Here is a 12,811-nt window from a genome sequence, read left to right as displayed (position 1 = left end):
GCTTATGTTACTTCTTCAAAGAGAATACATATCTTTGCTGTAATTATATACGACAAAGCATGGGAGAAGTACGTGTCGATAAGTGGCTCTGGGCCGTCCGCATATTCAAGACCCGTTCGCTGGCCACAGACGCGTGCAAGAAAGGGCGCGTCAGCATCGGCGGAGTGACTGTCAAGCCCTCACGTACCCTCCAGCGAGGGGACATCGTCTCGGTGCGTAAGCCACCGGTCGAGTACTCCTTCCGCGTGGTAGAGCTTCTGGCGAGCCGTGTCGGTGCTAAGCGTGTGCCTGAGTTCATGGAGAACGTCACGCCCGCCGCACAGTATGAGCTGCTCGAGCTGCAGCGTATCTCGGGCTTCGTCGATCGGGCCAAGGGTCTCGGACGTCCTACGAAGAAGGACCGCCGCGACCTGGATCAGTTCGCCGAGGACATGCCTGAGGATCTCGACCTCTTCGACTGGGATGAGGACTGGGATTAGCCACCCCTACAGACGACTAAACGACAAACGTATCACAGATAATGAGAATTAAGGACCACATCTCTCTACGTAAGATTGCGGATGAGTACATCATGATCGCAGGCTCGGGAGATAGCTTGGACTACACGCAGGCGGTGAGCCTCAACGATAGTGCAGCCTACCTCATCGAGAGCGTGCGTGAGCGCGACTTCACCCTTGAGGACTGGGTCGAGCTACTCACCGACCGCTACGAAGTGAGCCAGGAGCAGGCACGTGCAGACGTCGAGCTCCTCTCGCAAATGCTCAAAGAGGCCGGGATCATCTGTTGAGCCAAATAGCCCCGCTCTCGCATGATGAGGAGCTATTCCTCAAGCTCCTGAGCTGTGCCCTACACTCAGAGCTCCCCGAGGCTCGTGACTTCACGGGTCTGGAGGAAGCGTCGTGGCGTAGGATCCACCGCTTAGCAGCATCGCATGCAGTGCCGGCCTTCGTCGGGGACCGTATACTTACCCTGCCGAAGGAAGCCCTGCCCAACCGCGATATGCGCCTGATGATCTTCTCGGAGATCGAGCTCACACGGCGGGGTAATGCCTATTTAACCAAAGCCTTAGGCCAGCTACAGAAGACCTACGAAGCCGCAGGCCTGCCCTTCATCTTACTCAAGGGGCTGAGTCTTGGCTGCTTCTATCCCGATGCCACCCTCCGCTCTGGAGGCGACTTGGATATCCTCTTCCATTCGGATGCCGACTACGAGCGGGGCAATGAGCTCCTGCGCAAGGCCGGTCACAAGCTCCACGACGACTCCGAGGTGCGCTATGGGCATACGGCCTTCACCTACGGCCGTACCATCGTGGAGAACCACGCTCGTGCCGTCTTCTTCGATCACAAGCGCCACAATAGGCACTTCGATGCCCTCATCCAAGAGGCTATCGGCAGTGGGAGTCTCATCACCCAGCACCATGGGGACTACACCATCCAGACGCTCCCCCACGAGCTGAATGTCGTCTATATCTTTATTCATCTCTTCTTCCATTGGCTTCACTGGGGCGTCGGCTTCCGTCAGTACTGCGACTGGCTGCTGATGATGACCAAGCTCAAGGGCCAGCTCGACGAAGAGAAGATCCTCAGCATGGCGAAGGATCTCGACATCCTCTACCCGATGCAGCTCTTCGCGCAGGCCGCTATCCGCTACCTGCGTGTCTCGCCGGAGATCTTCCCCTTCCCGCTGCTGAGCGAAGACGATCCGCACACCGAGCAGATCATCCGTGACGTGATGCATAGTGGGAACTTCGGCTTCGCCCAGCGCCCCATCAAGGCGCAGAATAAGTGGGTGACCAACTGGCGTAAGTTCCGCTTCAAGATGCGCCGCTCCCGTCGACTCTACGCCATCACGCCGACCCATGCCTCACGCATCATCTGGGGCTCTGTCCTGGGGCACCTCATGCTCATGATCCGTCGGCGGAGATGATCGACCTCGTACGCTTCATACTTAGAGGACATAAGTGGGGTATCCTGCTGATCCTCCTCTTTGGCTTGGGGACAGTCGCTACCAACCTGATCTTCATCTGGCTATCGAAGTGCGTCATTGATATCGCCGCACACCAGCGCGGTGGCTCCATACACACCTATTCGGCAGCGCTCATCCTCACACTCGCTCTGCAGGTCCTCTGCCGAGTCATCACCGTCCGTCTCTCGAACTATACCGCTGCACGCATGAGCAATGCCGTGCAGTCGAAGGTCTTTGCACACCTGCTCTACACGCGCTGGTCGCACCTCGGGCAGATGCATAGCGGTGATATGGTCGTGCGCATGCTCAAGGATACGGATAGCCTCGTCGCCCTCTTCGTCACGTCCCTGCCGTCGGCTCTCATTGCCTTAGCGCAGCTCGTCGGCGCTCTCTGTCTGCTGTATTACTTCAGCCCTCCGCTGGCCCTTATCCTCGGCGTGGGGATGCCGCTGCTCGCAGTCTTCAGCAAGGTCTACTACAAGCGCATGCGTCGCTACACCGATGAGATGAAGCAGTCGGAGAGCGAGATCACGGCGCACATCCAGGAGTCGCTACTGAACCAGACCGTCATCCGTACCTTCGAGCACCAAGCCTCCTCCATCGACCATCTGGCGATGCGTCAAGGGCAGTACCTCGGTGCGGTGAAGCGTCAGACCTTCGTCTCGGTCTTCGCGAACCTCATCATGCAGGGAGCCTTCTCGTGTGGCTACCTCGTGGCCTTCCTCTGGAGTGCTCGAGGGCTGTATGGTGGTACGATCTCCTTCGGGCTCATGACGTCGTTCCTCCAGCTCGTGGCACGTATCCAGAGTCCGCTGACGACGCTTATCAGCCTCCTGCCGACACTTATCTCTGCGAAGAGCTCGCTGGATCGTCTGGCGCATCTCCTCGAGTTCAAGACCGAGCAGATCGGTCGCAGTGTCCAGCTCACCAGCCCTATCCGCCTCGCTGTCGAGGATATGGGCTTCCACTATCCCGACGGCGAAGAGTGGATCTATCGCCACTTCTCCCTCGAGGCTTCGACGGGCGAGATGGTGGCACTTATGGGGCGTACGGGCGCTGGTAAGACCACGCTCCTGCGTCTACTGCTTGGGCTTGTCTCGCCTGTCGAGGGGGCTATCCGCCTCTACTCTGGTGGCAGTAGCTATGTGGTGAGCGAGACGACGCGCTCCAACTTCGTCTACGTCCCGCAGGGCGGCTCGCTCTTCAGCGGGACGATCCGTGAGAATCTCCTCCTCGGCGATGAGTTCGCTACGGAGGCCGACCTGCATAAGGTGCTGCATCTGGCTATCGCGGACTTCGTGCTTGACCTACCGAAGGGCCTTGATACGACCATCGGCGAGCGTGGGCTGGGCCTCTCCGAAGGGCAGGCGCAGCGTATCGCTATCGCCCGCGCGCTCCTTCGTCCTGGGCGTATCCTCCTCCTCGACGAAGCCACTTCGGCGCTTGACCAAGCGACGGAAGCGCAGTTCCTCAAGAATCTCCGTGAGCACGCCTCCGACCGCCTTATCATCTTCATTACTCACCATCCTGACGTCGCGGCGGCCTGTGACCGCACGCTACAGCTGTAGCAAGGGCATCGGGTTCCCTACGTTAATTTATTCACCCCAAGGGGGAGCATTACCCTCCCCTCTCAATGATATTTTATGGCAGAAGAATTAGAGAACGAATACCTCCGTATCGAGGAAGATATAGTAGCTGCACTACGCACCGTCTACGACCCCGAGATCCCCGTGAATGTCTACGACCTCGGGCTGATCTACTGTGTGGAGCTTACCGATGAGAAGTTCGTCACCATCACGATGACCCTCACGGCACCCAACTGTCCCGCCGCCGACTTCATCCTCGAGGACGTGCGTATGAAGGTCGAGGACGTCGAGGGCGTCACGGGTGTCGAGATACAGCTCACCTTCGAGCCCGAGTGGAGCAAGGATATGATGAGCGAAGAGGCGATGCTGGAGTTAGGCTTCCTTTAGTAGCGATGAGCGAGCGCAAGAAGGTCTTTTTCACCAGCGATGCCCACCTTGGCTCGGGCTATCATGCGGATCCTCGTGCTGTAGAGCAGCGCCTGGTGCGCTGGCTGCGAAGTATCGAGGATGAGGCGCGTGCGGTCTACTTCCTCGGGGATATGTTCGACTACTGGTTCGAGTACCGTGCGGTCGTCCCCCGTGGGCACGTGCGCTTCCTTGGGCAAGTCGCTGAGATGAGCGACCGTGGTATCGAGATCCATTTCTTCGCGGGCAACCACGATGTGTGGTTCGCCGACTACATGCAGACGGAGCTGGGGGCGAAGGTCCACCACCACGCCGAGGTCATCGAGCTCGATGGCAAGGCCTTCCGTCTGGCGCATGGCGACGAGGAGTACTGTGGCTACCGCCGCATGGATAAGTTCCTCTACCGCCTCTTCCGCTGCCGTCTGGCGCAGGTGCTCTATGCCGCTGTCCACCCCCGCTGGACGGTAGGCTTCGCGCTCTCCTGCTCGCTGCGTAGCCGTAAGAAGGGCCTCAAGCGTGCCACCCTCGGCGAGGTGCCCCACGCCTATCAGAATGATTACTTCGACGTCGAGAAGGAGTGGCTGGTGCGCTGGACCAAGGCCTATGCTGCCGAGCACCCCGAGATCGACTACTACCTCTTCGGGCATCGCCACCTCTTGATCGACCTGGCGCTGCGTGGCGACAAGCGTATCGTCATCCTCGGCGACTGGCTCCAGTACAATTCGTTTGCGGTGTGGGACGGCACGTCGCTCTTCGTGGATCAGTTCATCGAAGACGAAGCGTAGCCCCGCCCTTCACCGCTCCCACCAAAGCGCCACGGGCTCGGTAGCCGATGCTGCCGAGCCCGTGGCGCTTTGTATGCTCTCGGTCGTAGGTGCTACTCCCGCTGGTAGATGCGCAGGGCTTAGCGTCCACTTTTTATCCCGAGTTCTTCACACTTGCTCGCATAAAGCTCCTGGAGAGAGTAGTAGTGGCTCACGGCGGAGAAGATGTCGAATCCCACGCCAGGGCTCTGGAGCTGCATGTGATAAATGTATGTACTATCCTCCCGCATTATCACTCCGATCTCACCTACTTTATCCTTGAGGCGCTCCGTCTGCAGGAAGTAATAGACCTTATAGTGAGGGTAGCGAAGCAGCGTGTCGACTGAGATGTTGCTCCAAAAGATCTCTTCGATCTGCCTCTGCCTATTACGCATAAAGTAGGGGGCTTCTTTGAGAAGCACTACCTGAGACTTTGTGTCTTGAGTTATAATCAAGCTACTTGCTAAGGTGGAGTGTTCGTGAGATGGAGAGAATATATCCAGTCTGAAGTGCCAGATAAGCATCCCCAGAAGCAAGACGATGAGGTACGGTAGCAGTCTGGGTATTTTTTTGCACAGGCTTATGATGAATAGAGGTGTAGGCCTATCTCCCTCTGTAGGCGGTGGGGTAGCAGATACGGCTGGGGTGATGTACTGTGCAGCGGTGGAGATCACCTCGCTCTGTGGACGTAACTGCGCATGTAAGCGCCATTGCTTTTGGTAGATATGCAGAGTGCTCTCAGCATCCTTGATGTAGAGCTTATCTCCTGCCATCTGCAATGGGAACTCCGCAAGCAGGTGATTACCTATAGGCTCTTCCTCCGAGATTATATCCCCTATCCAATAGAACTTGCGAGCCTTCAAATCAAAGATCCCAGCGCAGCGATATCCATCGAGTGCGTAGTGTCGCTCTGCTATGAATGTAAGGTGCTCTCCGTATAGTTGTGGAGCATTGAGGGTATCAAAAGCCTTTCTACCATAAGGGTCTACTTCTGAGAACTCATATCTCTTGATGATCTTGGCAGTAGCAGCGTTGAGGATGCATATTCCCCAATTGCAGACTAATACGATATCCTTTTCAGCTTCACGGAAGAAACACCACCTCAGCACTTCGATGATAGTATAGTTGGAGTAATAATCTTCAATACAGACTCTCCCCGAGAACTGATGCATAGGCTTACCCGTCTCCAGATCCAGAGCTATAAGTCGACACCAGCGGGTGCAGATCCAGAGTAGGCCTTGTGCTATACCCAGCACCTTTTCAAGATGGTCAAGGTTGTCGGGGTCATTGCTACTACTATCACGCAGGGGTAGGTCGAAGGTCCAAAGCACTTCTCCCGAGGAATTCAAGCGACTGAGTTTAGACTCGAAGTCCCTATAGCCGATGATCTCCTCTCCCACTTTATATAAGTGGTAAGGGACGTTTTGTGCTAAGAGAGGTTGCCCGTCTGGGACTGAAAGGATATTCTCACCCGTCTCTAAGGTTTTAGGATCGCAAGTATGATGCCCAATGTATGCGCCTGCATCTCCATCAAGTAGGCGGACCTTCTGCTCAAATACCTTCAGCAAGGTATGCCCCGAATAGACTTCTATGCAGCCATAGCTATACCAAGCGTAGGTGTATTCGCCTACGGAGACGAGCTGACTTGCTGGTCTCTCTTTTTCAAGTAAGACGCCATCAATATAGAGGTAGCCACGCCCATTCTCCTCATAAGAATAGTCTCCCGTGATGGGGTTAACGCCCCGTACATTCTTGATTTGAGCAATCTCTTTGTAGGCTATCATTGTCGTCTGAATAAGCTATTTCCTTTGGGGGGATGATGGAAAAGATGGTGCGCTCCCGCTCGCACGCAAGCCGTCGGCTCGCGAAGCGCCTACTTCGTGGGGTGCTCGTAGCGGTCTATGTCTCGCTGGAGGTACTCGCGGAAGGCGGGGAACTCCTTGTCGGTGTACTCGAGGATTCGCTCCCGCGCCAGCTGGGGGATACGGTCCAGACGAATGAGCTGGTCGTATTCACCGAACTTTGGATAGTCCACCCAGAGCTTCTCCAGCTCCTCCGCTGAGATCGGGGGATAATCCGTGCGGATCTCCTCATAAGTCCCATCATACGACTCCCCTTGGTAGAGGAGAGATGAGTAGTCTCCTTGTTTAGTATATCTGAAGTCTATACGTATCTTCTTCTCTGTCGTCCCAGGGTAACATTCGAATAAGGTGATGACTTTTAGGAAGAGCTTCCCACTATGCTCATCTTCCCTATACTCATATAGCAAATAGTTTTCGTATTTATTCCCGAGGAAGTCGAGCCCGAAGTACCCGACGTTGGACTCCATCGCGCAGTAGGGGCTACCATCATCGTTGAGGATCGTGGCGAAGTAAACCGCCTGCCTCTCGTGGGCTTCGCGCGAAGCCAGCTCCAGCAGACCCTCCTGCTTCTTACGACGCGAGTAACGCGTCTTGTTGTAGCGATCTAACATGCGTAATGAGGCTTCAGCTCTCAGCAGTTCTTTATAGCCGTGATTCCAGGCTTCTAATGTTACTTTCATCTTTCTAGATTATATATTTTCCCTTTAACATCTCTAATTTGAATCTTATTCTCAATAGCATAGCGTAATACACTCTCGGGTACTGGCTCCTTCTGCACAGGCACCTCAAGGATCATCTGCCCACGAAGGGTTTTCCCCCCATTCTCTTCAAAGATCCCAGCATTAGCTCCCACTCTATTAGAGGGAACATCTGCGATCACCGACCCTGGCGAGTATTTTTCTGACAGCTCTTTCAGGTAGCCGATCGCTGTCTTTTCTAAGATTTCACTAAGCTGGGTACGCCCGTAACAAACACCTTTTCGACTGCATAAATGTTCTTTCTTTATTCTAATAAGGTTACTTCCGAATGAATATCCGTAGGCCTTAATAAAGAATAATCGAGCATAAATTGTATAACTCGGCAACTCACCCGGAATAATAGCGACGTAAGTAAATTCCCCAAATGTAGCCTCCCTTCTTATAACACTACTACAATCCAATACGACGTTGTCAATCAAAATATCGTCTTTAAAATACTTCGAATAAGGCAATGAGTCGGCAGCCTCCCTTCCCAACAACCGCAAGTAAGAAGAGCCATCAAATTCCTCCAAGGGAATATCGCTTTTTAGGAATATATAAGTCTCATTTTTTGAGCGGTCAAACCATGTGGTCTCAAATTCCAAAGTAGGAGCATCAAGGAGATTAAAGTATAATCTAAAAGATGTAAAACACCATAGATAGAACCCTACAAGAGCCACAAAGAGGATCACTACAGTTATAGTAATCGCCTTACAAACGAACTGCATTCTCATATAAGTTACCTTGAATTAAATATAGTGGTACGAGGTGCAAGCCTATAGTGGTTCACGAGTCAACCAATAGTGGTCGGTGGTAGTAACCTATAGTGGTTCGCACCTCGATCAATACTGGTCGCCCCACTGACCACTATAGGTCGCTACTACCTCCCCACAGAGGGAGTGGTGACGCAAGCGGCGGAGGCGGTCACCTCGCTCTGCGGACGCACTTGCGCATGTAAGCGCCATTCCTTTCGGTAGATATGCAGGGTATCGCTGTTGTCCAAGACGTAGATCTTGTTTCCAGCGTAGTACACGGGGCGGGTAATGACCAGATGAAGGCCCTTTGTTCTTTTCTCTTTGGGGGTGACTTCATCCGTCCACAGCAACTTACGAGCCTTTAGGTCAAAGACACCAGCCCACCCCGTGCCATAAGATTCGTACGGGCGCTCGGCAATGAATGTAAAGTAGTCCCCTTGGAGTCGTGCGGCATCGAAATACTCGAAAGCCCCGATCCCTTGCGGATCAACCTTCGAAAAAGAATAGCCCTCGATGATCTTGGCTGTAGCAGCATCAAGGATCTGCACCCCCAAATTGCTGATTAATACGATGGTTTTTTCAGCTTCACGGAAGAAGCACCACCCCAAGCCATCTAAAACAGTGTAGTTGGAATGATCTTCATCAAACCAGCCTCCAGAGAACAGATGCACGGGCTTACCCGTCTCCAGATCCAGAGCTATAAGTCGGAACCAACGGGTGCAGATCCAGAGCAGACCTTGTGCTATCCCCAGCACCTTATCCAGTTTATCGTGGTTATCGTAGTCGTCAGGTTCATCGCGACTACTTTCGCACAGGGGTAAGTCAAAGGTCCAAAGCACCTCGCCAGAGTAGTTCAAACGGCTAAGCTTACACTCGAGAATCTTATAACCGATGATCTCCTCACCCACTTTATACAAGCTATAAGGGACATTTTGCGCTAAGAGAGGTTGCCCGTCTGAGACCGAAAGGATATTCTCACTCGCCTCAAAGGTCTTAGGGTCGCGAATATGATACCCAATGTAACTGCCTATATTCCCATCAAGAAGGAAGACCTTCTTCTCAAATACCTTGAGTAAGGTATGCCCCGAATAGATCTCTATGGTTCCATAGCGACTGTACCACGCATAGACGTATTCACCTACAGAAACGATATCAAGAGGAGGCTCCTCTTTTTCAAGCAAGACACCATCAATACAGAGGTAGCCCCGCCCATTCTCCTCATAGGAATAGTCTCCCGTGACGGGGTTAAGGCCCCGTACATTCTTGATTTGGGCAATCTCTTTGTAGGCTATCATTGTCGTCTGAATAAGCTATTTCCTTTGGGGGGATGATGAGGGAGTTCGCTGTCAAAGTTAGCCCTTTCAGCGGGGAGTATGGCGGGGAAGCTATGGGAGAGGTAGGATGCGGGCTTGCGGATGGGGGTGGTATGAACCTATATTGGTCGGCGGGCTGACCTATATAGGTCGTCATCGCAACCTATATAGCTTCGTCGTCGGATCTATATAGGTTAGCCCGCTGACCTATATAGGTTGCTTTCCCCTCCTTGTGGTAGGGCGGTGGTGCAAGCGGTGTCTATCATAGATAGAGCTATAGCGAAAGGCTGTCACGATAAGACGGAGGAAGGGGGAGGCAAACCAGTACTGGTCGCCGACGTGACCAGTACTGGTAACTGATATTAACCCGTACTGCTTCGCGCTGCGACCAGTACTGGTCAGACGAGTGACCACTACTGGTTACTTTTTGCCCTTCGAGAAGGTGGATGGGCAAAGGGCTGGAGAAGGGGGACGAAGGAGCATCGGGGAGCAGGTCGTCGGCAGGTCGTTGGTGGGGCTTTGTGGGGTGGTTTGCAGAGCAAAATGGGCGGTAAGGGCACACTTACCAAAATATTTTCGGAAATAAGTCATAGGTGTGGATAAATTTCTGTAATTTTGTATCGCAAGATGTTCCCCGCACCAAGGGGCTATCATCCAGCAACAGAGAGATTCAGTAAATCAGTTTAACGAAACGAATAATAAAGATGATTAAAGTAGGTATCAACGGCTTCGGACGTATCGGCCGTTTTGTCTTCCGTGCTGCCCAGAAGCGTAGCGATATCGAGATCGTAGGTATCAACGACCTCCTCGATGCAGAGTATATGGCTTATATGCTCAAGTATGACACGATGCACGGCCGCTTCGACGGTACGGTCGAAGTCAAGGACGGTAACCTCGTCGTCAACGGTAAGACGATCCGCATCACCGCTGAAAAGAACCCCGCTGACCTCAAGTGGAACGAAATCGGTGCTGAATATGTCGTCGAATCAACGGGTCTCTTCCTCTCTAAGGAAAAGGCTCAGGGTCACATCGACGCTGGTGCAAAGTACGTCGTCATGTCTGCTCCTTCTAAGGACGACACGCCTATGTTCGTCTGCGGTGTCAACACCGACAAGTACGTCAAGGGCACGCAGTTCGTATCTAACGCTTCTTGCACGACGAACTGTCTCGCACCTCTGGCGAAGGTCCTCCACGACAACTTCGGTATCACCGACGGTCTGATGACCACGGTTCACGCTACGACGGCTACTCAGAAGACTGTCGACGGTCCTTCTGCCAAGGACTGGCGTGGTGGCCGCGCTGCTGCTGGCAACATCATCCCTTCTTCTACGGGTGCTGCTAAGGCTGTAGGTAAGGTCATCCCCGAGCTCAACGGTAAGCTCACCGGTATGAGCTTCCGCGTTCCTACCCTCGACGTCTCTGTCGTTGACCTCACGGTCAACCTCGCTAAGCCTGCTACCTACGCAGAGATCTGCGAAGCTATCAAGAAGGCTTCTGAAGGCGAACTCAAGGGTATCCTCGGCTACACGGACGAAGATGTCGTATCAAGCGACTTCCTCGGCGACACGCGTACGTCTATCTTCGACGCTAAGGCTGGTATCGCTCTGACGGACAAGTTCGTCAAGCTCGTCAGCTGGTACGACAACGAAATCGGCTACTCCAACAAGGTCCTCGACCTCGTAGCTCACATGGCTAAGGTCAACGGCTAATCCCCCGACCGAGTTCATAAAGCTCTTATCAGCCCCCCGCTGTGCCTATGGTATGGTGGGGGGCTGATCTCTTACTATCTACCTCTACTACCACACAGACCTCGACCTAACTATGACCTTTCGCTCCTTCATGACGCGCACGCACCGCTTCCTCGGTGCGCTGATGAGCGTCCTCTTCGTGGCCTGGTTCGTCTCAGGCCTTGTCCTTATCTACCACGCCTATCCCAAGTACTCGATGGACGAGGAGCTGAAGCACAGCACCCGTCTGCCCGAGAGCTTGCCCACGACAGATAGCCTGCATGCCCTCTTCACCTCCCTCCAGCTCGACACGGTGCCGCTGGAGCGCCTGAAGATCTCAGGCGGGACGTATGCCGACAGCCGTGCGCGTCTCGTCATCCGCCCCGTAGAGGGGGAGCGCCGTGAGCTGGCCTTTGACGGTGACAGCCTGCGCTCGCTCCAGCTCGATAGAGCGTATCTGGAGACCATCGCCGCCCGCTGGGGGCAGCGTATCGAGCGCATCGACACCATCACGGAGCTTGACCAGTGGACGCCCTTCTCGCGCCTCACGGAGGATCTCCCCTTCTATCGTCTCCTCCTCACCGGTGGGGCAGGGCATGAGGTCTACGTCTCGAGCGTGACGGGCGACGTGCTGCAGGAGTCCACCCGCAGCGAGCGCCTCTGGGCGTGGGCTGGCGCTATCCCGCACTGGATCTACTTCACCTACATCCGCTCGCGTGCTGACCTCTGGCGCTGGGTCATCATCGTCCTCGGCGCTATCGGTACGTTTATGGCGCTGACGGGCTTCTACCTAGGCATCGTGCACTACCGTAGCCGTGCGAAGAAGAAGGCGGCGAAGCTCTTCTCGCCCTTCCCCCGCAAGCGCTACCAGTGGCACCACTTCTTCGGTACCGTCGGCGGTGTGCTCATCATCGCATGGGTGCTGACGGGGCTCCTCTCCGTCGTGCACTTCCCCCATACCGAGACGACGGACTACCCCGTGGAGCAGCTCGAGGGGCGCCCGCTCGGCATGACGGACTACTGCACCGACCTCACGGCCCTGCGTCAGGCAGAGCCCGAGCTACGCGCCCTGACCTTCACCTCGCTGGGGCATATCCCCGTGCTGAAGGCCGATGGGCAGGAGGCGCACTACTATGATGGTCGCTCCGTAGTACCCAAGCGCCTCAGCCTCGACAGCGCCGAGATCGTCACCGAGCTCCGTACGGTCTTCGGCGAAGGTCACCACTACACGACCGAGCTGATGGACAAGTACGACACGTACTACATCAGCCGCTCTGGCAAGCTCCCCTTGCCCGTCTGGCGCATCGCTATCGACACGAAGGACCACCACACCTACTACGTCGATCCCAAGACGGGTATGTGGCGTATGTATGCGGATAGTGAGCGCATCGATGCGTGGATGTTCATGAAGCTCCACCGCCTGCAGTTCGCTCCCTTGGTGAATACCCCAGGGGCATGGCCCGTCGTGATGTGGGCGTTCATGCTCATCGGGCTCATTACCTCGCTGACGGGGCTGATGCTCGCCTTCGACTATGTGCGCCGCCTCCTGCGTCGTCGCGGGAAGAAGAAGCACTAAGCGCCCTCACCCACCTATATACACGTATCCCCCACGACCCGAGCGGATCGTGGGGGATACGTGCTTTTAGGGGAAGTCCTTA

At 54.8% G+C, this 12,811-nt stretch carries 12 protein-coding genes; 8 read left to right on the top strand and 4 right to left on the bottom strand.

The genetic code is table 11. The features are described from left to right. The first annotated feature begins 59 nt into the window (after positions 1 to 59). From KO088_RS03015 to KO088_RS02990, 6 genes are all read left to right on the top strand, one after another. Positions 60 to 479, top strand: a complete 420-nt coding sequence (locus KO088_RS03015; protein WP_044114952.1) for an RNA-binding S4 domain-containing protein — start codon at positions 60 to 62, stop codon at positions 477 to 479. Positions 480 to 520: 41 nt separating this feature from the next. Beyond that, complete coding sequence (locus KO088_RS03010; RefSeq protein ID WP_044114951.1) at positions 521 to 787, top strand: PqqD family protein; 267 nt, start codon at positions 521 to 523, stop codon at positions 785 to 787. Then, the gene (locus tag KO088_RS03005; RefSeq protein ID WP_215493476.1) at positions 784 to 1,926 is read left to right on the top strand and encodes a nucleotidyltransferase domain-containing protein; all 1,143 of its coding nucleotides are present in this window, start codon (positions 784 to 786) and stop codon (positions 1,924 to 1,926) included. The genes KO088_RS03010 and KO088_RS03005 overlap by 4 nt, the downstream gene beginning before the upstream one ends. Then, positions 1,923 to 3,533 carry an ABC transporter ATP-binding protein gene (locus KO088_RS03000; RefSeq protein ID WP_215493474.1) on the top strand — a complete coding sequence of 537 codons (1,611 nt, stop codon included), beginning with the start codon at positions 1,923 to 1,925 and terminating at the stop codon, positions 3,531 to 3,533. The genes KO088_RS03005 and KO088_RS03000 overlap by 4 nt, the downstream gene beginning before the upstream one ends. Before the next feature lie 75 nt (positions 3,534 to 3,608). Beyond that, a complete protein-coding gene (locus KO088_RS02995; RefSeq protein WP_215493472.1) occupies positions 3,609 to 3,938 on the top strand; it encodes a metal-sulfur cluster assembly factor in 330 nt (109 codons plus the stop codon). A gap of 5 nt (positions 3,939 to 3,943) precedes the next feature. Then, on the top strand, positions 3,944 to 4,741 hold the full coding sequence (locus KO088_RS02990) for a UDP-2,3-diacylglucosamine diphosphatase (RefSeq protein ID WP_215493469.1): 798 nt from the start codon (positions 3,944 to 3,946) through the stop codon (positions 4,739 to 4,741). A gap of 119 nt (positions 4,742 to 4,860) precedes the next feature. Here the strand turns inward: KO088_RS02990 and KO088_RS02985 are convergent, their stop codons facing one another. The 4 genes from KO088_RS02985 to KO088_RS02970 form a co-directional block, all read right to left on the bottom strand. Beyond that, a complete protein-coding gene (locus KO088_RS02985) occupies positions 4,861 to 5,931 on the bottom strand; it encodes a hypothetical protein (RefSeq protein WP_215493467.1) in 1,071 nt (356 codons plus the stop codon). Positions 5,932 to 6,632: 701 nt separating this feature from the next. Then, positions 6,633 to 7,301, bottom strand: coding sequence for a hypothetical protein (locus KO088_RS02980; protein ID WP_215493465.1), 669 nt, complete (start codon positions 7,299 to 7,301; stop codon positions 6,633 to 6,635). Next, entirely contained in the window at positions 7,298 to 8,092 is a 795-nt protein-coding gene (locus KO088_RS02975) for a hypothetical protein (protein ID WP_215493463.1), read from the bottom strand. The genes KO088_RS02980 and KO088_RS02975 overlap by 4 nt, the downstream gene beginning before the upstream one ends. Before the next feature lie 146 nt (positions 8,093 to 8,238). Continuing rightward, positions 8,239 to 9,408, bottom strand: coding sequence for a hypothetical protein (locus KO088_RS02970; protein WP_215493461.1), 1,170 nt, complete (start codon positions 9,406 to 9,408; stop codon positions 8,239 to 8,241). Positions 9,409 to 10,130: 722 nt separating this feature from the next. On the opposite strand from KO088_RS02970, the gene gap reads away from it, so the two are divergent. Both gap and KO088_RS02960 read left to right on the top strand, forming a co-directional pair. Further along, entirely contained in the window at positions 10,131 to 11,135 is a 1,005-nt protein-coding gene (gap, locus tag KO088_RS02965) for a type I glyceraldehyde-3-phosphate dehydrogenase (RefSeq protein WP_215493459.1), read from the top strand. A gap of 112 nt (positions 11,136 to 11,247) precedes the next feature. Continuing rightward, on the top strand, positions 11,248 to 12,729 hold the full coding sequence (locus tag KO088_RS02960) for a PepSY domain-containing protein (protein ID WP_215493457.1): 1,482 nt from the start codon (positions 11,248 to 11,250) through the stop codon (positions 12,727 to 12,729). Positions 12,730 to 12,811 lie beyond the last annotated feature (82 nt).

It is taken from the genome of Porphyromonas bobii (assembly GCF_943169685.1).
Classification (GTDB): domain Bacteria; phylum Bacteroidota; class Bacteroidia; order Bacteroidales; family Porphyromonadaceae; genus Porphyromonas; species Porphyromonas pasteri.
Note: the sequence above shows the minus strand (reverse complement) of the source record. Positions and strands in the feature narration are given on the sequence as shown.

Coding starts and splice junctions, on each gene's coding strand:
- KO088_RS02980 (WP_215493465.1), bottom strand. CDS start 7,301: ATGAAAGTAACATTAGAAGCCTGGAATCACGGCTATAAAGAACTGCTG.
- KO088_RS02990 (WP_215493469.1), top strand. CDS start 3,944: ATGAGCGAGCGCAAGAAGGTCTTTTTCACCAGCGATGCCCACCTTGGC.
- KO088_RS03010 (WP_044114951.1), top strand. CDS start 521: ATGAGAATTAAGGACCACATCTCTCTACGTAAGATTGCGGATGAGTAC.
- KO088_RS03015 (WP_044114952.1), top strand. CDS start 60: ATGGGAGAAGTACGTGTCGATAAGTGGCTCTGGGCCGTCCGCATATTC.
- KO088_RS02975 (WP_215493463.1), bottom strand. CDS start 8,092: ATGAGAATGCAGTTCGTTTGTAAGGCGATTACTATAACTGTAGTGATC.
- KO088_RS02995 (WP_215493472.1), top strand. CDS start 3,609: ATGGCAGAAGAATTAGAGAACGAATACCTCCGTATCGAGGAAGATATA.
- KO088_RS02970 (WP_215493461.1), bottom strand. CDS start 9,408: ATGATAGCCTACAAAGAGATTGCCCAAATCAAGAATGTACGGGGCCTT.
- KO088_RS02985 (WP_215493467.1), bottom strand. CDS start 5,931: ATGCATCAGTTCTCGGGGAGAGTCTGTATTGAAGATTATTACTCCAAC.
- KO088_RS02960 (WP_215493457.1), top strand. CDS start 11,248: ATGACCTTTCGCTCCTTCATGACGCGCACGCACCGCTTCCTCGGTGCG.
- gap (WP_215493459.1), top strand. CDS start 10,131: ATGATTAAAGTAGGTATCAACGGCTTCGGACGTATCGGCCGTTTTGTC.
- KO088_RS03000 (WP_215493474.1), top strand. CDS start 1,923: ATGATCGACCTCGTACGCTTCATACTTAGAGGACATAAGTGGGGTATC.